This window comes from Bifidobacterium sp. ESL0728, from assembly GCF_029392015.1.
GTDB lineage: Bacteria > Actinomycetota > Actinomycetes > Actinomycetales > Bifidobacteriaceae > Bifidobacterium.
In genome coordinates, this window is the sequence record NZ_CP113925.1 from 1,672,243 (window position 1) to 1,696,892 (window position 24,650).

16 protein-coding genes and 3 pseudogenes are annotated in these 24,650 nt (G+C 58.2%); 1 reads left to right on the forward strand and 18 read right to left on the reverse strand.

Annotated elements, in window-relative coordinates; translation table 11 throughout:
- Positions 1–352 precede the first annotated feature (352 nt).
- The 12 genes from OZX67_RS06510 to OZX67_RS06565 form a co-directional block, all read right to left on the reverse strand.
- Positions 353–3,037, reverse strand: a complete 2,685-nt coding sequence (locus tag OZX67_RS06510) for an HAD-IC family P-type ATPase (protein ID WP_277141891.1) — start codon at positions 3,035–3,037, stop codon at positions 353–355.
- A gap of 176 nt (positions 3,038–3,213) precedes the next feature.
- Positions 3,214–3,789, reverse strand: a complete 576-nt coding sequence (locus tag OZX67_RS06515; protein WP_277141892.1) for a hypothetical protein — start codon at positions 3,787–3,789, stop codon at positions 3,214–3,216.
- A gap of 13 nt (positions 3,790–3,802) precedes the next feature.
- Entirely contained in the window at positions 3,803–5,101 is a 1,299-nt protein-coding gene (locus OZX67_RS06520) for a TRAM domain-containing protein (RefSeq protein ID WP_277141893.1), read from the reverse strand.
- A 277-nt stretch (positions 5,102–5,378) separates the two neighbouring features.
- Entirely contained in the window at positions 5,379–6,173 is a 795-nt protein-coding gene (locus OZX67_RS06525; protein WP_277141894.1) for a DUF3159 domain-containing protein, read from the reverse strand.
- 154 nt (positions 6,174–6,327) lie between these two features.
- Positions 6,328–7,269 (reverse strand): DUF3710 domain-containing protein, encoded by a 942-nt coding sequence (locus OZX67_RS06530; RefSeq protein WP_277141895.1) that lies wholly within the window; start codon positions 7,267–7,269, stop codon positions 6,328–6,330.
- Positions 7,270–7,365: 96 nt separating this feature from the next.
- Positions 7,366–8,232 carry an exodeoxyribonuclease III gene (locus OZX67_RS06535; RefSeq protein WP_277141896.1) on the reverse strand — a complete coding sequence of 289 codons (867 nt, stop codon included), beginning with the start codon at positions 8,230–8,232 and terminating at the stop codon, positions 7,366–7,368.
- Between the two features lie 136 nt (positions 8,233–8,368).
- The gene (locus OZX67_RS06540; RefSeq protein ID WP_277141897.1) at positions 8,369–10,393 is read right to left on the reverse strand and encodes an ABC transporter ATP-binding protein; all 2,025 of its coding nucleotides are present in this window, start codon (positions 10,391–10,393) and stop codon (positions 8,369–8,371) included.
- A gap of 17 nt (positions 10,394–10,410) precedes the next feature.
- Complete coding sequence (locus tag OZX67_RS06545; protein WP_277144985.1) at positions 10,411–11,376, reverse strand: ABC transporter permease; 966 nt, start codon at positions 11,374–11,376, stop codon at positions 10,411–10,413.
- A gap of 28 nt (positions 11,377–11,404) precedes the next feature.
- Positions 11,405–12,331: an ABC transporter permease gene (locus OZX67_RS06550; protein WP_277141898.1), complete on the reverse strand. Its 927-nt coding sequence runs from the start codon at positions 12,329–12,331 to the stop codon at positions 11,405–11,407.
- Between the two features lie 201 nt (positions 12,332–12,532).
- The gene (locus OZX67_RS06555) at positions 12,533–14,170 is read right to left on the reverse strand and encodes an ABC transporter substrate-binding protein (RefSeq protein ID WP_277141899.1); all 1,638 of its coding nucleotides are present in this window, start codon (positions 14,168–14,170) and stop codon (positions 12,533–12,535) included.
- A gap of 370 nt (positions 14,171–14,540) precedes the next feature.
- Positions 14,541–16,190: an ABC transporter substrate-binding protein gene (locus OZX67_RS06560; protein WP_277141900.1), complete on the reverse strand. Its 1,650-nt coding sequence runs from the start codon at positions 16,188–16,190 to the stop codon at positions 14,541–14,543.
- A 194-nt stretch (positions 16,191–16,384) separates the two neighbouring features.
- Positions 16,385–17,551 (reverse strand): tyrosine recombinase XerC, encoded by a 1,167-nt coding sequence (locus OZX67_RS06565; protein ID WP_277141901.1) that lies wholly within the window; start codon positions 17,549–17,551, stop codon positions 16,385–16,387.
- Positions 17,552–17,784: 233 nt separating this feature from the next.
- Between OZX67_RS06565 and OZX67_RS06570 the strand changes: the two genes are divergently transcribed.
- Positions 17,785–18,060: a DUF6725 family protein gene (locus OZX67_RS06570; RefSeq protein ID WP_277141902.1), complete on the forward strand. Its 276-nt coding sequence runs from the start codon at positions 17,785–17,787 to the stop codon at positions 18,058–18,060.
- A 473-nt stretch (positions 18,061–18,533) separates the two neighbouring features.
- On the opposite strand, the pseudogene OZX67_RS06575 reads toward OZX67_RS06570, so the two are convergent.
- From OZX67_RS06575 to OZX67_RS06595, 6 genes and pseudogenes are all read right to left on the reverse strand, one after another.
- Positions 18,534–19,373, reverse strand: a pseudogene (locus OZX67_RS06575) (prephenate dehydrogenase/arogenate dehydrogenase family protein); the annotation flags it as partial.
- Positions 19,374–19,570: 197 nt separating this feature from the next.
- Positions 19,571–20,164, reverse strand: a pseudogene (locus OZX67_RS09650) (prephenate dehydratase domain-containing protein); the annotation flags it as partial.
- A gap of 213 nt (positions 20,165–20,377) precedes the next feature.
- Positions 20,378–20,731 (reverse strand): annotated as a pseudogene (locus tag OZX67_RS09655) (prephenate dehydratase domain-containing protein); the annotation flags it as partial.
- A complete protein-coding gene (locus OZX67_RS06585) occupies positions 20,728–21,300 on the reverse strand; it encodes an alcohol dehydrogenase (RefSeq protein WP_277141903.1) in 573 nt (190 codons plus the stop codon). The gene OZX67_RS06585 and the pseudogene OZX67_RS09655, both read right to left, overlap by 4 nt.
- Positions 21,301–21,561: 261 nt before the next feature.
- Positions 21,562–23,490, reverse strand: coding sequence for a translational GTPase TypA (gene typA, locus OZX67_RS06590; protein ID WP_277141904.1), 1,929 nt, complete (start codon positions 23,488–23,490; stop codon positions 21,562–21,564).
- A gap of 197 nt (positions 23,491–23,687) precedes the next feature.
- On the reverse strand, positions 23,688–24,506 hold the full coding sequence (locus tag OZX67_RS06595) for an NUDIX hydrolase (RefSeq protein ID WP_277144987.1): 819 nt from the start codon (positions 24,504–24,506) through the stop codon (positions 23,688–23,690).
- Positions 24,507–24,650: the final 144 nt, after the last annotated feature.

Here is a 24,650-nt window from a genome sequence, read left to right on the forward strand (position 1 = left end):
TAACATTTCGTTTTCATTATCGGTCAAACGAAAGTCGGAAACGTTAATAACATCGTTTCTTCGTTGATTCCGTGATAATTACAAGATAAAACCGTTGGGAAATCAACGAAAGCAACCGATTCACTATGTGAGACCCAGAGGCCGGCCAACGCGGAACTGTATGAACGTTATCAAAATCGGTTGATTATCAACACAAAAATAAAGTTTGCCAATTCGATATTCCTTGGTTCTTGACGAAATCGAACCGGCGCACCGGCACAAAGCAACCACAAAAACGCAAGTCTGGCTTCCTTTGGATTGCAAAGACGCCAGACCAGCATGATTGATGAAAATGCCGGCGACAGACGCGAATCTACTTGTTCTTGTTCTTCTTGCGATTGACGATGTTCGAGTAAACCCGACCGAAGAGGTCGGCGATGGTCTGGATACCGGCGAAGATGACGATGGAAAGCACGAGCACGATGATGGTGGCCACCAACGTCCAGCCGGTCGGGAACTCAAGCTCGAAGAAGTTCGAGACGATCGGAATGAACATGCCGATCAGGCCCGCCGCCGCAAACGCTGCGACGAGAACGCCACGCCACGACTTCAAAGGCTGGGCCACGCGAGCCATCACCAAAATGCCCAATACGAAGACGACGATGGCGCAGATATCGCGCAACTTCAACAGATCGCCCGGTTTGGAGACATTCCAGTTCATGAAGCCCGGCAGCGTCCAAGCTGTCAGCAACACGGAAAGCGCCACGGCTATGCCGCCAGGCAAGGCGAAGCGCACCACACGCCCCAGGAAGCCCGGAATATAGCGGCGGTTGTTCGGTGCGAGCGCAAGGATAAACGCCGGAATACCGATGGTCAGCGCACCGATGTAGGTGATGTGGCGCGGCAGGTACGGGAAGGGGATGAACGTGCAGACCACACCGAGCGAAATCAGCGCGGAGTAGACGGTTTTGACCAGGAAGAGCGACGAGACACGTTCCATATTGGCCATGACCTGACGGCCTCGGGCCACGACGCTGGGCAGATGGGAGAACTTGGAATCGACCAGCACGACCTGCGCCACGGCCTTGGTGGCAGGCGCAGCATTGCCCATCGCGATGCCCAAATCGGCCTCTTTCAAGGCCAACGCATCGTTGACACCATCACCGGTCATCGCCACGACATGCTTGCTTTCATGCAACGCGTCGACGATCGCCTTCTTCTGCTCGGGCAAAACGCGGCCGAGCACATCGACGTTCTCCATAACGGTGGAAAGTTTCTTGACATCGCTGGGCAGCTCGCGGGCGTCCATCGCCACCGGTTCGCGGTCGCCAGTCAAGCGAACCGTCCTCGCGATGGCGCCGACGGTGGCCGGGCTGTCGCCGGAGATGATGCGGCAACGCACCCCCTGCTCGCGGAACCAGACCAGCGTCTCCTCGGCGTCGTCGCGGATGTGCTCCTGGCACAGCACCAAAGCAACCGGAACGGAGGAGGAAATCAAACGCGGGTCGTTCTCAAAATTGGTCGCCGCTTCGGGGCCGGCACAGGCACCGGCCGCCCGGGCAATCAGTAATACGCGCATACCTTGGTCGGCGTACTTGGCCACCATGTTCTTGGCCGCTGTGCTGTCCCCTTCGAAGCCACTGAAGAGCATTTCCGGGGCACCCATGTACCAGACGTCGCCGCCGCGCACAATGGCGCTCCACTTGCGGGCCGACGAGAAGGGCACACGCGCGTCGATGGCCTGAGCGCGCACACCCTTGGCGTTCAATGCCTTGAGCACTGCCTGACCGGTACCGTTGGGGTTCTCCTCGTTGGAAAGATCGTAAAGCGCCTGCACCGCAGCGGATTTTTCGTCGTCGGTGGTGCCGACGGTCACACTGGCGTGCTCGGCGTTTTTGCCGGACGGCGCGTCGACCACGATATCGGCATCGGCCGCCGGACTTGCGCTATCGGCCTCGCCGAGCATCACGACCTGGTTGAAGACGATGCCGCCGTCGGTGATCGTGCCGGTCTTGTCGAGGTTCAGCGCGTCGACGCGGGCCAGCGTCTCGACGCTTTCCAGCTCCTGAACCAGCGTATGCTGACGTGCCAGACGCATCGCGGCGATGGCGAAGTTGAGCGAGGTCAGCAACACCAGGCCTTCAGGAATCATGCCGACCACGCCAGCCACGGCCGAGACGATGGCCGAACGCCAAGCTCCCGTGGTGAAGGCGACCTGCCAGCCGCCGACGGTACGAATCTGGGAGGCGACCAGAAGAATGCAAAGCGGAATGACGATGACGGTCATCACCTTGAGAATGGTGTTGATGCCCTTGCTCAAATCGGAAACGGTCTTCTTGTAGACTTTGGCCTTGGCCGTCAATTTTGCGGCGTAGCCCTGCTCGCCCACCGCGTCGACGCGGACCAGCGCCATGCCGGAAGTCGCGTTGGAACCGGAATAGACCTCGGCCCCCTCGCCTTTTTTCACTGTGCGGGATTCGCCGGTAAGCATCGATTCGTCAAGTTCCAAGCCCCACGTATGCACGATGGTGGCGTCGGCGGGCACCTGTTCGCCGCTTCGGAGCCAAAGCAAATCACCAAGCACGATGTCCTCGTGCTCGATTTCGACGTCCTGACCGTCCCGGCGTACCAACGATTTCGAGGCGACCAGAATGGAAAGCTTGTCGAGCGTGTGCTTCGCGCGCATTTCAGTGAAGACGCCAATGCCGGAATTGATGATGATGACCAGCCCGAAAACGGCGTCCTTCCACTGTCCGGTCAGAAGCACCAGAACCATGGCCACGAAAATGATGGCGTTGAAGAGCGTAAAGACGTTCTCGCGGATAATCTGCCCTAGCGAGCGCGAGCTTTCGGTGTCGATTTTGTTGACGTTGCCCTGCGCGACCTGTTCCGCGACCTCTGCGGAAGTCAGACCCACTTCGGAAATCTGGGGAAGCCGAACTGTGGACGTGCTTTGCTGCCCGCCGTTGCCTTTGCCGTTATTCGCGGTATTGCCGTTTGCGGGTACCTCGGCTGCGGCCTTGCCGTCATCGTGCCCGAACATTCCGGTTGCGCTCATTGATTGCCCCTCACCCGTGCCCTGTTCATCTCAAACATGGGTTCCACGGTTACTGATGCGATTCCTGTACTCACCCGCCGCCATCTAAAAGCCTTAGGCGGCCTATTCCTTGTTAAAGTATATGCTGTGCCACTCTATCGTGTCGTATGCGTTCGCGTTCGGCTCTTGCCGCATATTTACGGTAATGTCACGCTGATTGTTTTGCCATGCGGATTGTCATTGATCGCGGATTGGACGGCCTGGTCGAACGCAACCGTGCCCTTGCCCTGTGCCGTTGGCACTATCCGCAACGATTCGGCATAGAGATTCGTATCGTTCGGGACTTTACCGGCATTGACCAATATCACCGGAATACCGGCGTCCCGCGCGCAGCGTAAGGCCTCAATCCAACCGTCCGCCTGCCTGCCTTGCATATTGAGACTGTCGACCACGAAAGCGGTGACAGGCCTACTGGCCATATCCTTGAACGATTGGAGAGGATTGAGCGTCGTACTGCCGTCGGGCATGGGAGCATAAACAGCCTTGATTTCGGCTTTTTTAAAGGCGTCCAGCACCGTCCGGTCGAGTTCTTCGTCCCCGGTGGTAACAACGCCGATCAAGATGTCGGATTTGTCGACGCTGTCGTGATTGATGTGCCGGGCCTCGGAAGTGGTATCCCCCACCGCCGCGTTCTTCGGGGCGCAGGAAACCAGTGCCGGCAAAGTGGACAACATCAGGCAAGCGCTCAGAACGATTCCCAATCCGCGACGCATCGAAGTGCCTACTTCACTCGCCGTTGCACACGAACAGCGCGACGGTCTCGACGTGGTGGGTCATCGGGTAGATATCGAACGCCTGAATCGATTTCAAACCATAGCCAAGCTTGGTGAGCGTGGCGGTGTCGCGGGCGAGGCTGGTCGGGTCGCAGGCGATGTAGATGATGGAATGCGTTCCGGCTTCGGCGAGCTGACGACAGACCTGCGCCTTCGCGCCGGCACGTGGCGGGTCGAGCACGACGACGTTGGGATTGGCCAATTCTTCGGGAACCCTGCGTAGGCAGTGCGAGACGTCGCCCTGCATCAGGGTGACGTTGGCATCCTTGGCGATATGCAGGTTGCGTTCGGCGTTGCGCACGGCCATACGACCGCCTTCCACCGACAGCATCTGCGTATGGGCAAAAGTCTTGGCAAGCGGCACCGTAAAGAGGCCGGAGCCGGAGAAGAGATCCCAGAGCGTGGCGGACTGCACGCCGGAAAGCTCCTGGCTGACCAGACGCATCACATATTTGACGAGCGTGGGCGGGGCCATGCGATGCACCTGCCAGAACCCGTCGGCCTCAACACCGTACTTGTAGCGTTTGCCGTCCACGTCCACGACTTCCTTCAAGCGCTTCGAACCGCCACGCAGATGGCCGTCAACCGTGATGGCAAAGTTGTCTCCTACTGCTTCAAGCAACGCCTTGTTCGACGCGCGGGCGGTATGGATATCACGGGGTTCAGGCACGGCGACACGGATTTTGGCACCGGGCTCGAACCGCTCGTCCCACAGTTTCTGGTCGCGGGCGACGGCCAGCAGCGCGCGGGTGGCCAACGGCATCGTGTCGATACGCACGCGGGTGTGCGAGGCGCGGCGACGCATCGAGGCACGGCCTTCCTCGTCAGCGATCAGCTCGATGCGGGTGCGCCAATGCAGGCCTTTTTCATCCACATCGCCGTCCATACGTGCCACCGGCACGTCGTCGATATCGAGATGACCCATGCGCCGCATCTGGTCGGTGATGACGGCGGACTTCCATTTCAATTGTCCCGGCAGCGAGACGTGGATGAGATCGGCACCGCCGACTCCCCCGCCTTGGGCCAACGGTCCGGCCAGCGGCCAAAGCGGTTCGACGCGGTCATCCGAAGCCTCCACCACGTCGACGACTTCGCCGGTCCAGAAGCGGTCGTCACGATTGTGCGGCTCGTCCAGTTCGATGGTGTCCAGTTCGCCGGGCAGCGCGAAACGCACGAACACCACCCGTCCGTCGATATGGGCGACGCAGCGCCCCTGATCGGCGTAACGTTCGATACGTACTGTGGCTTGCATACTTGACCTCGGCTTCTAAGAATCAATAGGAGCGCGGCCGTCTATCCATTCGCCACGCCGGAAGTTGTTTTTCATTTGACGGACTGCCGACGATATTCATACGTATCAGATACAACCGGCATGTCCCCATGACTGGAATATCAGTCTATCGTTGACCCTCGTCCGTGTTTTCGCGTCGTCGTGATTTTGGCGATATCCGTGGCCGCCCCGACACCCGCGAATGTTGCGCCAGCCTTGGCGCCATCACCATATCGTCGGCAAGGTCAGCGTTTCCGGCCTATGCCTCTGCTCCGCTATCCATATTGGCATTGGTTGCGGCAACAGCGTCCGGTTCCGTCTTGTCCTCGACGCCATTGCCTGCATCCCTATCGCCGTCCTCGTCATCTTGCGGTTTGAACTTTGGGTGATGCCTCATCGGGTCGGCAATGAGAAGATAGGAAATCCAAATCGCCAGCGCCCAGAACGGCAGGCCCATCAAAAGCCGCGTCGTGCCGAGCCAAGTGACGTGATTGGTCAGATACAGCGGCACCTGCACCACCAGCCGGAGCGCGAAGACGCCGATCCACATCACCGTGACGATGTCGTAGGCGCGCATAAGCTTTCTATCACCTCGCCAATCGGCAAGCCACGCGCGGAAATGCTCGGTGGGCAGGGAACGGATGAACTCGACCAGAAAGCCGACGCCAGGCACGCGGATGGCCATGGTGATGGCCAACACAACGATATAGATGCTGTTGGTAAGGAACCCGTACATGTAATAGTTGCGAGCCTCGTGCGTGTTCCATGCCCAGATCAGGCAGATCGCCACGGAAATGAGCCCGGCCAACGCGCCGAGTATGGTCTGACGTTGCAACAGACGCACCAACACCAACAGCACGGCCAAAACCGCGGAGACGATGATGGTCATCTTCAGGTCGGAGGTGACCACGAACATGACCACGAAAACGAAGCCCGGCAGCATCGATTCGACGACGCCACGAATCCCGCCGATGGCGTCGATGACGGAGAAGTCCTCGCCGTTGCCGGCCGCGGCCAGTGCGGCGAATCCCTGACGTTTCTTGGTGTCGGCCATGTTTTCCTGTTCCGTTTCGCAAGTTTAGAGCGTTTGTTGTAAATATTGTTGTAATTATTTTCCGATAAGCCTTATTGTTCCAAACAATCCAGGCTGTTACATAATTCGCCGGTCCGCCCGAGAAGGCAAACCGGCGAAATAAAAGACAAACGAATCAGCGCAGTTCCGAGAACATCGGGCCACGCGAAATCGTGGTCTGGACCTCGGTCTGCTGGTCGGCGACGAACGGGCCCTTGATGCGCTTGGGAATCTTGTGGTCCTTGCCATCCTTGTCGGCTGCGGCCGCGGCCTCATCGGCCTTACGACGTTCCTCAGGAGAAACCGGGGCATGCATCGGAATCAGATCACGCGGTGCCAACGGCTCCTCTCCACGGTCGACCACGATATCGGAGAAGAACTGATTCAATGCCTTGGTCTCGGGGCTTTCCGGATGGGTGGCGGCGCGACCGGAGAAGATGCCGCGGAGCATCCAACGAGGGCCATCGACGCCGACGATGCGGGTAATCAGCTTTTTGCCGCCTTTGACAACGACCGGCAGCTTGATCTCGGTGCCGAAAATGCCGGGCTCCTGGCTGGCCTTGGGATTGGCGGCCAGCAGGTCCTCGCTCACCCCGTCCCAGAGGCCCAAGGTCTTGGGGGCGGCGAGCGCTTCGATTTCGAGGCTGGAGGTCTTGTAGGAAATGGTGCAGCCGAGCACCTGGCCACTGGCACGGTTGGCCTTCACACGAAGTTCGATGCCCGGCATGAACGGCAGATAGTAGGCGCCCATGTCAAGGTATTCATCGTAATCCGGCGCTTCCTCCTCGTCGATGTCCCACGGCCCGTAAAGCTCGCCACGCTCGGGATAGGCTTCGCTGGGCTCATCGGGAACCTTGTGGTCCTTGATGGTCTCCGCCTCTTCCTCGTCGGAATCCGCCTGTCCATCCTCGCTTGTGGCGCCTTCACTATCCTCGGCTACAGCCTCATCGTTATCGACGCTGTTGTCTTGGGCGCCAGAATCGGCAGCCTCGTCTTTCGCCTCGGCATCTTTCGCCTTGGCTTCGGCCTCGTCATCGTCGTCGTTATGCTTCTTTTTGCCGAATCCGAACAATCCCATAGTTCTCCATTCAAAAACGTCATTAACCTTGGTCAAGCCTATCACCCGGCAAAGTCTGAAAGACCGGGAACTTTTAATACCGGATGAAATTACCGGTCAGACCTCGTATACCACGCTCAACGGCGCATGGTCCGACCAGCGGGTGTCATAGGAAGGTGCACGGTCGATATCGAAGGACTTGGCTTTCTGGGCCAGTCCCGGGGTGGCCAGCTGGTAGTCGATTCTCCAGCCGACGTTGTTGTCGAAGGCACGACCACGCTGGCTCCACCAGGTATACGGGCCCTGCACGTCGCCGGCCAAGTTTCGCATTACATCAACGAAACCGCATTGCGCGGGGTCGAGCCACTTGTCGACGTAGGCGCGTTCTTCGGGAAGGAAGCCGGAGTGCTTCTCGTTGGCCTTAGCGTTCTTGATGTCCAGCGGGGTGTGGGCGATGTTCATATCGCCGCACAGCAGCGCCTGCCGCCCGCCTTTCTCGGCCTCGTCGCGAAGCTCACCCATGCGCTCGAGCATACGGTCGAGGAAGCGGAATTTCTGGGTCATCTTGTTGGGGTCATCGGTGTTGCCCGCGTGTACGTAGACGCTGGCCACGGTCAGTTTCATGCCGCTCGGCGTGGTGACGTCGGCTTCGATCCACCGGCCGGAATCGACGTCGTCGCTCAAATCCATCAGCCCGTAGCGCTGTTCTTCGATCTTGAGGTCGCTTAACAGGCCGACGCCCGCACGTCCTTTGATGCGGCAGACCTCGTCCATACGACCCAGTTCGTCGGCTTCCGGCACTTTGCCGGCCTTTTCATACCCGTCGGCCATGGCGGAGAAAATCGGGTCGATCTCCTCCTGCGGGGCACGCACCTCCTGCATGCACCAGATGTCGGGGGTATTGGCCTCGGCCCAGTCAAGCACACCCTTGCGTTTGGCCGCGCGGATACCGTTCAGATTCGAAGTAGTCACAGTTATGCTCATGATTCCCGACGATACACGCTTGCGTGGTCGCGGCAGAGTACAACATGCGTTCGTTGCGGAATATGAAAATCCCGTCACGTTTGGTGACGGGATTGACTGAACCCTCAAGCGGGTTTTTATCGGTAGTTGCTAAGGCTCAGTCCAAACCGAGCTGCAAATGGCCGCCGGGAATCGCGTCAAGCAGATCCTTGGTGTACTGCTGCTGAGGATGGTCGAAAACCTCGTCGGTGGTGGCATGCTCGACGAGTCTGCCCTTCTGCATCACCACGACCTCGTCGGCGATCTGACGGACCACAGCCAGATCATGGGTGATGAAAAGATAGCTCAGTCCGCGCTCGGCCTGCAAATCGTTGAGCAGCCTCAACACCTGATCCTGCACCAGAACGTCGAGGGCGGAAACGGCCTCATCGCAGACGATGACGTCGGGGTTCAGCGCCATGGCGCGGGCGACGGCGATACGCTGGCGCTGGCCGCCGGAAAGCTCGTTTGGGTAGCGCTGCATCACCGATTGCGGCATCTCAACCAAGTCGAGCAGCTCGCGCACGCGTTTCTCGCGGCTCTTCTTGTCGCCGATCTTGTGGATGCGCAGCGGCTCCTCGATGGAGCGGTAGATCGAATACATCGGGTCGAGCGAACCGTACGGGTTCTGGAAGACGGGCTGGACGTGCCTGCGGAAGTCCAGAAGCGACTTGCCCTCGAACTCGCTGATGTCCTTGCCTTCATAGGTCACGGTGCCGCTCGTGGGTTTCAGAAGCTTCAGAACCATATTGGCCACGGTGGATTTGCCGGAACCGGACTCGCCCACGATGGCAAGCGTGGTGCCACGCTTGACCGAGAACGACACGTCGTCGACGGCCTTGAACATTTCCTTCTTGCGAGGGAGTTTGAACTCCTTGGTCAGGTGGCTCACCGTGATGATGTGTTCGCTTTTCTCGAGCGTTTCCTCGCCCTTGACATGATGCTCCATCAGGGCCTCGGCGTTTTCGCCGTGCTCCTTGGCGGAGATGATGCGCTGCGAGGCCAGTGACGGGGCCGCGGCCACCAGGCGCTTCGTGTAGGGATGCTGCGGATGCTGCAGCACTTCAAGTGACGGGCCGGATTCGACGACCTGCCCCTTGTACATCACGACGATCTGCTGGGCGCGCTCGGCGGCCAGACCCAGATCATGGGTGATAAAGAGCACTGCGGTGCCGAGCTCATCGGTCAGGGTGTGCAGGTGGTCGAGGATCCTCTTCTGCACGGTGACGTCGAGGGCGCTGGTGGGCTCGTCGGCGATCAGCAGGTCGGGACGGCAGGCCAGACCGATGGCAATGAGCGCACGCTGCAGCATACCGCCGGAGAACTCATGCGGGTACTGACGGGCACGGGTCGCCGCATCGGGCAGGCCGGCCTCCTCCAAAAGCCCCGCGATACGGTCGGTCATGGTGCTGCCGATGACATACTGCTTGGCGATCTCCCACGCCTTGCCGTCGGAGACACCGGCCTTGATCAGGTCATCGGCCACGCGCCAACGGGTTTCCGAACCCGGAACCCATTCGGCGGTGAAATGCCCCATTTTCTTCTTGGCTTTGTCACCGGTGACGCCGGCCTCGCTCAGTGCGGTTTGAGCTGCCTTGAGCAGGTCGGGAAGCTCCTTGGAACCGATGAAGGTCTCATCGTCCTCGCTTTTCACATCCACTTCGCCGCCGGCCAACGCCTTGGCCAGCTTGGAGCGTTTCTCGTGAGAGATATCCATGTGATTGGCTTTCAAAGCCTCTTCCACCTGGGTGCCGATGCGCCAGACCGGATTCAGGTTGCTCATCGGGTCCTGCGGGACCAAGCCCATCTTGTCGCCGAGAATCTGCTCATACTGCTTGCGCGTATAACCGGAAATCTCCTCGCCTTCCAGCTTGATGGAGCCGCCCACAACGTGACCGGTGCCGGGAAGGAGGCCCAGAACGGCCATGGCCGAAGTGGATTTGCCGGAGCCGGATTCGCCCACGATAGCCACCCATTGACCTGGGTAGACGTTGAACGAGGCATCCCGCACGGCGTGTACCGCACGCTTGTCGCCGGTGGTGAAGTCGACCTTGAGGTCCTTGACCTCAAGAATCGGCCCCTGCTCCTTCTGCATTTCGAAGAGTTTTTCGTTCTTTTCGTTGTTGCTGTTCATTTCACTCATCGTGTTTTCCTCCGTACTCACGCCGTACGGCTCTTGGGGTCAAGCGCGTCCTTGACGGCGTCGCCCATCATGATGAAGGCGAGCACCGTAATGGCCAGCGCGGCCGACGGATAGAAGAGGACCGAGGGATCGGTGCGCAGGATGGTCTGCGCGTTGGAGATATCGCCGCCCCAGCTCACAGTGGTCGTCGGCAAACCGATACCAAGGAAGCTCAGGGTCGCCTCGGAGACGATGTAGGTCCCGAGCGAGGTAGTGGTCACCACGATGATCGAAGCCATGGAATTGGGCAAAATATGCCGCATCAGGTTGCGCCACGGCGTCGAACCGAGCGCGGTGGAAGCGGTGTTGAACTCAAGGTTCTTGGTCTCCATCACCGCGCCTCGCGATATACGCGCGGTCTGCGTCCAGCCGAACAACGTCAGCACCAGTACGATCTTCCAAACGGATCCGGAAGTACGGAACATCTGCAGCACGACGATGGCGCCAAGCAGCAGCGGGATGGCCATGAAGATATCGGTGAAACGGCTCAAGACCGCGTCGATCCAGCCGCCGAAGAAGCCGGCAAGGGCACCGATCAAGGAGCCCACGACCATGACCAGCAGCGTGGTCAGGATGCCGACGCTCAGCGAGGTGCGGGTGCCGTAGACGGTACGGGTGAAGACGTCGCACCCCTGGGTGTCGTAGCCGAAGGGATGGCCCGGGCTGCTTTTGTCGAGCGAATGCTCCAGCTGGCAGAAGTTGGGGTCCTGACGGGTGAAGACACCCGGGAACAGCGCCACGAAGATGACGCAAAGAATCAGCATCGCCGAAACAATGAAGAGCGGGTTCTTGCGCAGGGTCCTCCACGCGTCGGCCCACATGCTGGTGGCCGGTGCCGATTCGTCGACCGAATCGACTTTCTGCAGCTTTACCGCATCCGGGGGTGCCACATAACGTTCCTGCCCTGGAAGTACACGGGATTCGGCCATGGTTGTATTTGTCATTTTGTCGCTCATTTGGTCTCCTCCCTACTCACGCGTACCTGATGCGCGGATCAAGAGCCGCGTAAAGCATATCGACGGCCAGATTGCATACCACAAAGATCAGGGTCAGAAGCGTGACGATGGAGACGACCATATTGCTTTCGCCTTTGAGAATGCTCTGATAAGTCAGGAACCCGATGCCGTGCACGTTGAAGATGGTCTCGGAGATCATCGCGCCGCCCATGAGCGCTCCCAGATCCTGCCCGAGGTAGGTGACCACTGGGATCAAGGAGTTACGCAGCACATGACGAACGATGACTGAGCGATTGCTCATGCCCTTGGCGCGTGCGGTGCGCACATAGTCCTCGGCGATGTTCGAGGAGACCTCGGAACGTGTAAGCCTGATGATGTAGGCCATCGAAACGGAACCAAGCACCATGGCCGGCATCAGCAAATCGAGGAAACCGGGGTCGCTGCCCGCGGTGACCGGTAGCAGACGCCATTTGACGCCGAGGAAGTACTGGGCCAGGAAGCCGGTGACGAAGGTCGGCACGGAGATAAGCAGAAGGGAGACGATAAGAATGACGGAATCGTACCACTTGCCCTTCTTGAGGCCCGAGATGATGCCGAAGATGACACCGAAGACGGCTTCGAAGACGAACGCCATCAACGCCAGCTTGATGGTCACCGGGAAGGCGCGCCCTATCTCGTCGATGACGGGCTGACCGGCGAACGTGTTGCCGAAATTGAGTGTCAGCGCGTTCTTCAGAAACAGCAGATACTGGATGATGAATGGCTTGTCAAGGTTATATTCCGCGCGAATCTGGGCCGCAACCGCAGCATTGACTGGCTTGTCCCCGAACATCGCCTTCACCGGATCACCGGGAAGTGCGAAAACAAGGGCGTAGACCAACAACGTTGTGCCGAGAACCACGGGGATCATCTGCAGAATACGGCGCAGAAGATACTTGCCCATCGGTTAACTCCTTATTTTCCTAAGCCCAGGATCTGCCAAATAACTTGAAAGCACTGATAATCCCCTTGGCTTTTAGACATATGCCTGTAAGTGTAGCGCAAACACAAGTCAAGGATGTTTAAAAAATGTGAAGGTGATGTCATCAAGACCGTCACCTTCACATGGATTTCCGCTTTATTTCAAGGCGAAACGAAGCGATGATTATTTATGCAATTGACTGTATACCGGCATATTTTCCCAATCCGCCACCAGGCCTTTCAGACCCTTGGAAGCCACGCCATGCGCATTGTCGTAATACATAGGAATCGCCGGCATGTCGTTCAGCAGGATTTCCTGCGACTGGCTGTAGATGGCGTTGGCAGCGTCGGTGGAGGGCGCCGCATATGCCTGGTCCATCAAGGCGTCGAATTTCTGGTTGCTGTAATCGCCGTCGTTGGAACCGTTGCCGTGGGCGGCGGCGGAATCATATTCCTGGAACAGGTAGTTCTCGGCGGACGGATAGTCGGGCTGCCAGCCGGAACGGAAGCCGCCCTTGATGCTGCGTTTGTCGACGGCGTTGCGGAACTCCTGGAAGGTCGGCATCGGGTCGGCGGCGGCGTCGATGCCCAGCGTGTTCTTGATCGAATTGATCATGGCGTCGTAAATGGCCTTGTAACCGCCGTCGGTGTTGTAGGAGATGGTGAATTTGTCGTTGTCCTTGGAGATGGCATCGGCTTTTGCCCACAGTTCCTTGGCCTGGGCGGCGTTGTAGACCAGATTGTCCTTGCCTTTGAGATCCTTGGAGAATCCCGGGGTCTTGGGCGAGGTGAAATCGACTGGCTGGGTGCCCGTGCCATTGAGCACCTTCTTGATGATCCCCTGCCTGTCGATGGCCTTGGAGATGGCCTGACGGCGCAAGGTGCCTTCCTGCGTGCCAGAGACGAAATGCGGCAGGTTCGAAGGGATGGTGAACATCTGGATCACCGAACCGGGCTGGTTGTAGGCCTGCACGTTCGTATCGGTCTGGAAGTTCTTGGCATCGGCAGTCGGCACGGTGTCGAGCACGTCGAGGTTGCCTGCCTGCACGTCGGCGTAGGCCGAGTCCACCTTGGTGTAGATCTTGAAGGTGACGCCGTCGTTCTTGGGCTTGACATTGCCCTTGTACAGCTTGTTGCGCACCAAAGTGATATCGGTGTTATGGTTCCAGCTTTCCAGCTTGTACGGGCCGTTGCCCACAGGGGCGTTGCCGAAGGCCTTGGGGTTCTTGTAGAAGCTCTCCGGCAGCGGCGCGAAGGCGAGATAGCCGACCTTGATGGGGAACGTCGCGTCCGGCTTGGACATCGTGACGGTGAAGGTCGTATCGTCGACGTCCTTCAGGCCGGAAAGCTGTTCGTCGCCCTTGAGGCCGCCGGCCTTCTGCAGGTCGTCATAGCCCTGGATGGTGGAGAAGAAGGACGAGCACTTCTGCGCGTTCTTGACGTTGGCCACATAACTCCACGCCTTCGTGAAGGACTTCGAGGTCACCGGCGTGCCGTCGCTGAATTTCCAGCCCGGCTTGAGCTTGACGGTATATTGCGTCGAATTCGCGTTGCCATCAATCGATTGGGCCACCTCGTTGGACGCCTTGCCTTTGGCATCAAACGAGACCAGCCCCGCGAAAATCAGGGAATCCGGGCGGTTGCCGCCGGATTCGTTGGTGTTGCCCGGAATCAGCGGATTCTGCGGCTCGGTGTCAAATGCCGTGATGACGGTTTTCGAGCCCTTCTGCCCGGAATCGCTGCCACCGTTGGAGCCGCAACCGGCAAGTAGCATGGCCATGGAACATAGCGCGGCAGAAACCGCCAATAGTCTTTTCTTCATCCCTCTATCCTTCTGCAATCTGTTGTCGTTAGGCCCGGATATCAACCACAATCCGGACATAGATTGTTACAGCCGCGATAAATTCGGCCGTAAATCGTCATTGAAGCGCATTCATGTTACGAAAATGCAAAAACGAACACTATGCGGACAATAAAAGCCGACAACGGGAAGCGCAACAACCAATAAGTCGCCCTTCAGACCGCATCGAATGCAGCAAAACTCAAAAAGAAAACGATACAGAACAAAAGCGAATAGAACGATATGGAAAAACATAAAGGGAACGCATGCAAAAACATACGTTCCCTTTATGATCAGCCGATTTTCCGTCCGGCATTCAACAACCTAAGCCGGACGGATGTTCGGCGATGCATCACTTGTGCATCTGGATGAAGGTCGGGTAGGACTGCCAATCAATGGCGAAGCCCTTGACGCCCTTGGCTGCCACGCCGTCATTCGCCATGTAATACAGCGGGATGGCCGGCAGGTCGTTCAGCAGGACTTCCTGAGCCTGCTGATAGTACTGGTTCGCCTCATCGACGGACTTGGCCGCATAGGCCTTGTTGAGCAGATCATCGAACTTCGGGTTACTGTAATCGCCGTCGTTGGAGCCATTGCCGTGGCCTGCGGAGGTCGCGAAGTTCTGGACCAGATAGTTCTCGGCGGACGGATAATCAGGCATCCAGCCGGAACGGAAGCCGCCCTTGACCTTGCGGTTGGAGATGGCGTCACGGAATTCCTGGAAGGTGGGCAGAGGATCCGTGGCGGCCACACTTGAACCAAGGGTGTTGTTGATGGAGTTGACCATCGCGTCGAAAACCGGCTTGGAGGTGCCGTCGGAGTTGTAGGCGAGCTTCAGCGTATCGGTGTCCTTCGAGATTGCATTGGCCTTGGCCCAGAGTTCCTTGGCCTTGTTGGGGTTGTATTTGAGGTTCTCGTTGCCCTTGAGCGTTGCGGAATAGCCCGGGATCACCGGAGCGGTGAACTCGTGTGCGGGCTCGCCGGTGCCGTTGAGCACCTTCTTGACGATGGTGTTGCGGTCGATGGACATGGAGATGGCCTGACGACGCAGCGTGCCTTCCTCGGTGCCGGTCTGGAAATGAGGGAGGTCGGAAGGAATGGTGAACTGCTGGATCGAGGAACCAGGCTTGTTGTAGGCCTGAAGGTTCGAATCCGTCTGGAAGCTCTTGGTGTCCTCCGGCGGGATGGCGTTCATGCCGTCAAGGTGCCCGGCCTGAATATCGGCATAGGCAGCGCTCGACTTGGTGTAGATCCTGAAGTCAACGCCGTCGTTCTGCGGCTTGTCGTCACCCTTGTAATAAGGGTTCTTCAAAATCTTGATGTCGGTGTTGTGGTTCCAGGAATCGAACTTGTACGGACCGTTGCCGACGGGCTTGTTGCCGAAGGCCTTCGGATCCTTGAAGAAGGAATCGGGAAGCGGCGCGAAACCGGAATAGCCGACCTTGATCGGGAAGGTGGCGTCCGGGGACTCCAGATCGACGGTGAAGGTGGTGTCGTTGACGACTTTCAGACCGGAAAGCTGCTCGTCGCCCTTGAGCGAATCAGCCTTCTGCAGGTCCTTGTAGCCCTTGATCGTGGAGAAGAAGGACGAGCACTTCTGCGCGTTCTTCGCGTTGGCCACGTAGCTCCATGCCTTGGTGAAGTTCTCGGCCTTGAGCGGGGTGCCGTCGCTGAACTTGTGGCCGCTCTTGATCGTGATGGTATATTGCGTGCCATCGGCGTTCGGCTTGATGGACTGCGCTTCGTCGTTGACGGGGTTGCCCTTGGCATCGAAGCGGACCAGCTGCGAGAAGAGGCCTCTTAAGACCATGCCGCCGCCGGTTTCGTTGGTGTTGCCCGGGATCAGGGTGTTTTGGGGTTCTGTATTGAAAATCGAAATGACGTCTTTGCCACCATTGGACGATGAACTCGACGAAGAGCCGGAGCCGGAGCCACCACAGGCGCTAAGGAGCATGGCCGCTGAGCAGACAACAGCTGCGAGGGCCAGACCTTTCTTCTTCATAAGATTTCTCCTATCTTTGTGTTTTGTGCAGAAATCTGCGCATCAAACAAAAAAGGCCGGCACAAATGCCAACCTCATTGCTTTACTCTTTAATTTATACGCTAGCTTATGGATTATGCAAGTCAACATTCATAAAATAAACGGCCAAAAATCAGGATTACAGGGAGAAACACGACATAAAACGCATTTTTTATTTATGCTCGCGGAAAAGCCTGTTTATACCGTGATTTCAATTGTTCGATGGAAACATGCGTATAGCGTTGCGTGGTTTTCAGGGAGGAATGGCCCAGCATCTCCTGCACTTCGCGCAGGTCGGCGCCACCGTCGAGCAGATGGGTCGCCGCGCTGTGTCGCAAGGCATGCGGGCCGATGTCGGGCACGCCGGCCTCCTCCGCTTTTTCATGGACCACCTCACGCACCACACGCTGGTCGATGCGTCCGCCGCGGGCGCCAAGGAACAGTGCGTGCGCACCATCATCGGATTTGGCGGATTGTTTTTGCCTTTCACCGGTTCCCGCAGGTTCAACGGATTCCCTGTTCTCGCGAACGATTCCCGCAGGTTTAACGGACTTGCTTTCCTGCTGTGTCATTCTTGCCAATTGTGTAACCGGCTTCCGCGCCCTGGCAAGTATCGGCCGTCCCGAGCCAGACAGCCAGGCTTCAAGCGCTCGGGAGGCGGGAGCGCCGAACGGCACGACGCGTTGTTTGTCGCCCTTGCCGGTCACCCGGATGGTTCTGGTATCAAAGGAGACATCATTGATATCGAGCCCCGTCAGCTCAGCCACGCGGATGCCGGTGGCGTAGAGCAGCTCGACCATCGCGGCGTCGCGCAGGGCAAGCGCTTCCTCCTTTACGCTGGTTTTCGAGAAATCGTCCTTTATATCATCGTTTTGACCAGTGCCGTCACCACCAGGCTCCTCATCTTTTTGCGACAGGCTTTGCCTGCCGGCTTTATTCTCAGACTCCTTGGCCTCTATGCAATCGGCATCGACGGTCTCCATCAGACGTTCGGCCTGGGTTTCGTTCAGGACGGTGGGCAATGTCTGCGGGATTTTCGGCGTCATCAGGGTGGCGGCGGGATTGGTGGCGATGACATCGTGCTCGTCGGCCCATGCGAAAAAGTTGCGGACGGCCACGGTCTTACGTGCCATGGAGCTGCGGGCGTGGTCACCCGATTCATGCGCCATCCAGCCTCGCAGATCCTCGAGCTTGACCTTACCCAGACTGGTGACGCCACTATCGGCAAGAAAACCCATGCATTCCAGCAAATCGGTGCGGTAAGCCTTCACCGTGTTGTCGGAAAGCCCGCGGTTGGCCTTGAGAAAGTCGAGAAACTGGTTTACCTGTGGTTCATATTCCACGTCTCCCGCCTCCCCTGTGGCCTATATGCCGACATTGCCGAAATCAGGAACTTCACTTCATGATTTCCATATTTCAATAAAGAATTCTTTATTTCTTTATTATATTTCACCTTCAACCGCTGCCTCGCTTTAAAGAACGTATCAGCGCACAGAATTCTTTATTCCACGGAGACGACTTATGATAACAACAGCATTCAACACTCTCGCGGGCACAGAACAAACAAAGGAAAGAAATGCCGTTACCGAAATCTATTCCTACCGGGGCACGGCTTATGGTCCGCACGCTTGACGGACGCGACGCACAAACCGACCGCCAGCAATACCGGGATTTCATCGGACACGTCCGCTCATGGGACGGCAGAACGCTTTCCATCACCCGCGACCCTGCCGCCAACGGCTCGCGCCCGGCGCAGGACGTCGATATTGCGCGTGAGCGAATCGTGGCGTTGAAGCCGATCCCCGAACGCAAACAGCCTCATCGCAGGAACCCTGAATCAACTGGCAGATGAGGTAATCGGGGCTTTGCCGAAAGAATCGGGTTCAGAACCCGCTATACATCACGGTTTACCCATCAGATTACCTATCAGAACAAAGCCAAAACGGTAATACACATCGATCAGATGGCGGAACGCGTCTCAACCTCGACCTTCCAAGGCTGGATGAAGCGGATGATGTGTTCGCCGCGACGGGCGGAATCGAGGAATGTGCGTTGCCAGGCGAACTTCGGAATATCAATGACGATGCGCTTCCCCCTACCGACTTCGGACTCACGGTTGAAAACAACGGATTCCATATTTCTGGATTCGGTGTCGGCGGCATCCGTTGTACGAGGTCGGATGGCCCCACCGAACGCACCGGATTCACCGGACTTACTGGGTCCGCCGGGATTACTGGATTTGACGGGATTACTGGACTCGCCAGATTTGCTAGATTTACTGAATTCGCCGGAATTACTGGATTTGACGGACTCGCGTTCGCGCAGCTTGTAGTCGCGGAACGGCTGACCTGCCTCGAAGAAACGGGTCAACGCCTCATCGTCATGAGCATGCAGATCGTCGGCGAATGAAATGAGTCTGCCTGCCAAGTCCCGCAGCAGTACTTCGACGTTGTCGGCATCCTCCTCAATCATCGCGCGGGTTCGGTCCGGGTCGGTCAGCGCCACGCGGGTCATGTCGCGCCAGGAACCGGCGGCGAGAGCGGCGGCGATATTGCGGTCGGGACTGGCGCTCAATTCGTTGATGAAGGCGGTCGAAACGACGTGCGGGGTGTGGGAGATCATCGCTGCGGCGCGGTCGTGCGTCTGGTCGTCGAGAACGATGACGCGGTTACCGACCGGTCCGGTAATCAATGTCGCCACTTTGAGGAAACGCTCGTAATCCGTGGTTTCGTCTACGGTAATCGCCCACAACGCATCGTCATAGATGGCGGGATCACTGGCCGCGAACCCGGAAAACTCGGTGCCTGCCATCGGATGTGCTCCGACGAAACAATCGGCGAGACCGGCCTCTTCCACCTGCTGCCTCACCAATCCCTTGACGCTGCCGACATCGCTTAACGTGATTGCATTACGGTCAAGTACCGGGGCAAGCCTACGCAACATCTCAGGCATTGCTTTAAGCGGATTGCACAGGAAAAGCACCTCGGGCTTGGCCTCGGCAAGTTCCTCCAACGAATCCACGCAGGTAATCCCGTCTTCGCGCGCGGCGGCATACGGTTTTTCGTTGTGGTTCCAAGCAACGACCTCAACGTCGCGCTGGGCCAAACGCCTCGCCAGCGAACCGCCGATAAGTCCGAGACCGACAATCCCGACCGATTTCACCACAGCAGTTCCCTTTCCTCAGCCTCAACCCTGTCATTGGCATCATCAACCACACCAAGCGGCGTGGATTTTATCGCGTCCGGTATTTCATCATCTTGTGTCAGTGCGGATTCGCTGCCATCCTGAGCGGTCCCGTTTTCCGCAGTATTGCCCGGAACGCTTCTTTGTTCGTTCCCGTCGGACTGCGCCCGTTTGCGGCATATCCCGCCCTGCGGCAGCATCCACGTGTCGACCGGCGGGTTCGGGTGTTCGCCTCGCGGGTAAACGGCCAATGTTTTGGCCCAATCCCCCTCGGCGACGATCTGGTGGAGCAAATGGCTGAAATTGGCTTGCCAAGGCGCGGCGTCGAGCGTGATGATGAAGCTGTAGGTACCAGCGTGGCCTTTGATGGGCCGGGACATGAGACTGGTCATGTTGAGGCCCTCGTCACGCACCGAGTCGAGCAGCTTGGCGATGACACCGGGGCCTGTGCTCAACGGAATCACCGCGATAATCGTCTCGAAATCGACGACTTTATTCTGTCGATATTCCTGCAAAACAGCACGCACGTCGTCCCTGGGCGCGACCACAAGAAAATCGGTATTGGCGCCGCCGAAATCCTGAACGTTGTGTTCGAGGGTTTTGAGACCATACAATTTGCCGCATAAGGAGGGGCCCAAAGCCACCTGTCCCGGTTTGATATCGCGGCAGGCCGCGGCATTGGAGGACGCAGGCACCGGCGTCAGGTCGTGCGCTCTGGCAAATTTTGTGCATTGCGCCAGACCGTGGGGATGCGCCGTGATCTCGCGCAACGAAGAGATATATGACGTTCGTTTGATTGATTCGCTGCTTTGCCCGTCGCGTTCGCCGACTGAGGCCCGGGCACTATTGCCGGAATCCCCGTTTCGAACGGAACCGGCATTTGTACCATTTGCCTCGCCATCCCTTGCGACCGCAATGTTTTCCGTGCAAGCCCCTGGCGTCGCAACACTTTCGTCGGCAACGGCCGTCGCAATCTCGACATTTTCATCCGCCCGCACGAAAGCATCGAACGCGATGTCCATGCTCAAACGGCTCAGGCCGGCCAGGTCCTTCGCGTCGATCACCGCGTCAAGATTCGGGACGACATAGCCCTCAACGCTGTTTTCCCAAGCGATGACGCCCCAGCCCTCTCCAGCCTCGACGTCGCAGATGATGGCCGGAACGTTTTCACGCGCCTCAAGCGCAACATCGCCCCGCGACCCGGCCAGCGCTTCCGCTGCACTTGCCGCCGCTTGATGGGTGAACGAACCCCGCGGGCCCAAGAAAAAAAGTTTGTGCGGGACGGGCGGGTTGGGTTGCCCCGTTTTATCAACGTTTGTGATTCGGCTGACGCTGCTCATGGTTGCGTCACCTCTTGGGGAGTGCTGTCGGCAGGCACGGCATTGCGACGGCTGGCGGGAACCTTCTTAGGCGCGGGAATGACAAACCAGCTTCGCGGAAGAAACACCATCGCCAACTGGATGACGATCATGCCGATGAAGAAGAACCAGAACGCATTTTGGCTCAAAAAAGGAATACTCGAACTGTAGAAGCCCATCGGCAGCAGGATATCGCCTGACGTGGCAGTGACTGACGCAACAGCAATGACACCTGAAGAGGCGATCAGATGCAGCCCCACCCCTACGACTCCGCTGCGCGCCCGGGCACTCCAGGTGGAAACGCCGATGATCAACAGGGCCAGAACCAGACCGATCGGCAGGTTGTATTGCGCTCCGAGCCGATGGACGAGCGTACCACATACCCCGGCCGCAATGCCCGCAACCACGCATATCAGCGCACGGATCCACGCGTTATATTGATACGAGAACGGCAGGTCCGCCTTCTGTGCGGCGGTTTTAGCGGATTGAGCAGGAGAAGTCATAATGCCAGTATGCCCCATCGGGCGGTCAAGCCTGTCAATCCGTTGCATATGCGACGCTACCAAAATCATTTGCGTCGCAAACGCAACAAACCATTGCACTTACGACGCGGAACATCCCATCTACGTCGCAAACGCAACTACTGATTGCATACACGACGCGGAATATCCCGATTACGTCACAAACGCAACAGGCCATTACAAATACGACGAGGATAGTACCAAAACTGTCGCAAACGCAACGAGCGAATACGCAAACACTTCCTGAACCCGAAGATTCAGGAGGTGAAAGAAGATAAACGGCAGCGACTATTACTTGTTCTTGCTGGCGTTCTGGCGACGCTGACGGGCGTGCCACTTGTACCATTCGTCGCGGTCGAGAATGACCTTGCGCACGCGGATGGCCTCGGGGGTGACCTCGACGCACTCGTCCTCGTTGGCGAAATCAAGCGATTCTTCGAGGCTCATCTTGATCGGCGGGGTGAGCGTCTCAAGCACGTCGGCGGTGGAGGAACGCATGTTGGTCATGTGCTTGGCCAGCGTGACGTTGACGTCAAGCTCGTCGGGCTTGTTGTTGATGCCGACGACCTGGCCCTCATAGACATTGCTCTGCGGCTCGATGAAGAAGTTGCCACGGGCCTGCAGACGCTGCATGGCGTAAGGAGTGGCGGTGCCTGCACGGTCGGAGATCATGGAGCCGTTCTGGCGGGTTACAATCTCACCGGCCCACGGGGCGTATCCGGCCGAAATCGAGCTGGAAATGCCGGTGCCGCGGGTGGCGGTCAGCAACGCGGTGCGGAAACCGATCAGACCACGGGAAGGAACCGTGAACTGCAGGCGGACCCAGCCGGAACCGTGGTTGGACATGGAATCCATGCGGCCCTTGCGGTCGGCCATGAGCTGCGTGACGGCACCCATGTATTCCTCGGGAACGTCGATGGTGTCGTTTTCCATAGGCTCGTTGAGCTTGCCGTCGATGGTCTTGGTGACCACCTGCGGACGACCGACCGTGAGCTCGTAGCCTTCGCGGCGCATCTGCTCGGCGAGAATCGCGAGCGCAAGTTCGCCACGGCCCTGCACCTCCCAAGCGTCAGGACGGTCGGTGGGCAGCACCTTGATGGAGACGTTGCCGATGAGTTCCTTGTCGAGCCTGTCCTTGATCATGCGGGCAGTGAGCTTGTGGTCCTTGCCTTCGCGGCCGGCCAACGGGGAATCGTTGACGCCGAAGGTCATGGAGATCGCGGGATCATCGACGTGGATCAACGGCAGCGGCTTGGGGTCGTTGGGGTCGACGATGGTCTCGCCGATCATGATGTCGTTGACACCTGCAACGGCGACGATATCGCCGGGGCCGGCTTCTTCGACCGGCGTGCGGTCGAGCCCCTGCGTGCGTAGGATCTCGGTGAGCTTGAAGTTTTCGAGCGAGCCGTCAACACGGGAAAGACCGTACTGCTTGCCCTTCTGCAGGGTGCCGTTGTAAATGCGGACCAGGCCCAAACGTCCGAGATAGTCGGAGGCGTCGATGTTGGTGACGTGGGCCTGAAGCGGCGCGCCTTCCGTATATTCAGGAGCGGGAATGTTGGAAATGATGGTGTCGAAGAGCGGTTCAAGGTCCTTGTTGTCCGGCAGGCCTCCGTCTTTGGGCTGGTTGCGCGAGGCGTAGCCGGCCTTCGCGGCGCAATAGATGACCGGCAGGTCGAGCAGGGAGTCGAGGTCGAGGTCGACGCCTTCCTCGGTGACGTCCTGAGCCAGGCCGAGCAGCAGATCGGTGGTCTCGCTGACCACTTCGCTGATTCGCGCGTCGGGACGATCGACCTTGTTGATGCACAGAATCACCGGCAGCTTGGCCTCAAGTGCCTTGCGCAGCACGAAACGGGTCTGCGGCAGCGGGCCTTCGGAGGCGTCGACCAGCAGCACGACGCCGTCGACCATGGAGATGCCGCGCTCGACCTCGCCGCCGAAATCGGCGTGGCCGGGGGTGTCGATGACGTTGATGGTGATGCCTTGAGGCTCACCGTATTTGGCGGCCAACGGACCGGTGTATTGCACTGCGGTGTTCTTGGCGAGGATGGTGATGCCCTTCTCACGCTCGAGATCGTTGGAATCCATCACACGGTCCGGCACTTCCTCGCGTTCGCTGAACACATGCGACTGCTGAAGCATCGCATTGACCAGCGTGGTCTTGCCGTGATCGACGTGAGCCACGATCGCCACATTTCGAATATCACCACGTACCGCCATAAAAGCCTCTCCTAATTACCTTTTCTTGGGTGTCTATCAGATAGAACTACTCTAACCTTCTACTTACACACAAACCTTCACAATAGTATCCACGTATCCCGACACGGATACGCTATTTGCAAAGCCCTGAAATCCGGGCTTCCAGCGGCCTTGCCGTATGTTTGCAAAACGTTGGACCCGTTTGCCGCTAAAAGCGTTCAATCCGTGGTCAAAGGTGAAAGCACGTCGTCGCCGGCCCCGAAACCACTGAATTTTTTACCGGAACGATTGGGTTTGGCGTTGATGTGCTTGTCCCAAGACTTCCATACCTCATTGTCTTTCGAGACGACCCCGGGCTTGTAACGATAGACGGCTGCAGGCCTGTGCCGACCTTCCGCAAGCTTTTCCCCCGTCTCTTCAAGCTGGCCGGAAGCGAGCATCTTACGGCGGAAATTACCCAGATCGAAGCTACGTCCGGCAATGGCCTCATAGACGTCGTGAAGACGACGCAAGGTAAAGCGCGGGCCGACAAGCCTCGAAGCCACGTCTGGGTACGACATTCTCGAACGCAGACGATCCAAGGCGTATTTGATGATGTCGGTATGGTCGAAGGCCAGCGGCGGCAAAGCGGATTCGGCGAACCATTGCACGTTGTCGCCGTCACGCAGCTCGTCGACCTGGGCGCTGCCGATCAACGCCCAGTAGACGATGGAAACCATCGGAAGGGCGGAACCCGAGCGATGGGGATCGCCGAACGTATAGAGCTGTTCGAGATAGCGGGGGCGCAGGTTCGTGGTCGATTCCAATGCGACGAACGCCGACCATTCCAACGATCTGCCGGCGAGCAGATCCCCGCCGGGAAGTGCCCACATCCCTTTGAACGGCTCGCGCACACGGCGTACCAGCGGTATCCACAGCTCGTCACGCTTCTTTTTTCCGGCGTTTTCGGCGTGAGTATGGGCAAGTGCGAAAATGATGACGGAGACCCCGACCTCGGGCGGCCCTGCCTTGCGTTCCGTCACATTGCCCTGCCACATTTCCACGCACCTCCGTCATCAAAGACGATCGCCAAAAAAGACGATCGCCAAACAAAACTTCTGCCTTGAGACTACCAAGACGGCGATAAATACACACAAGTCGGCATATAGGTTTTTGACATCCCCGGAATTTCAGGGTTTCAC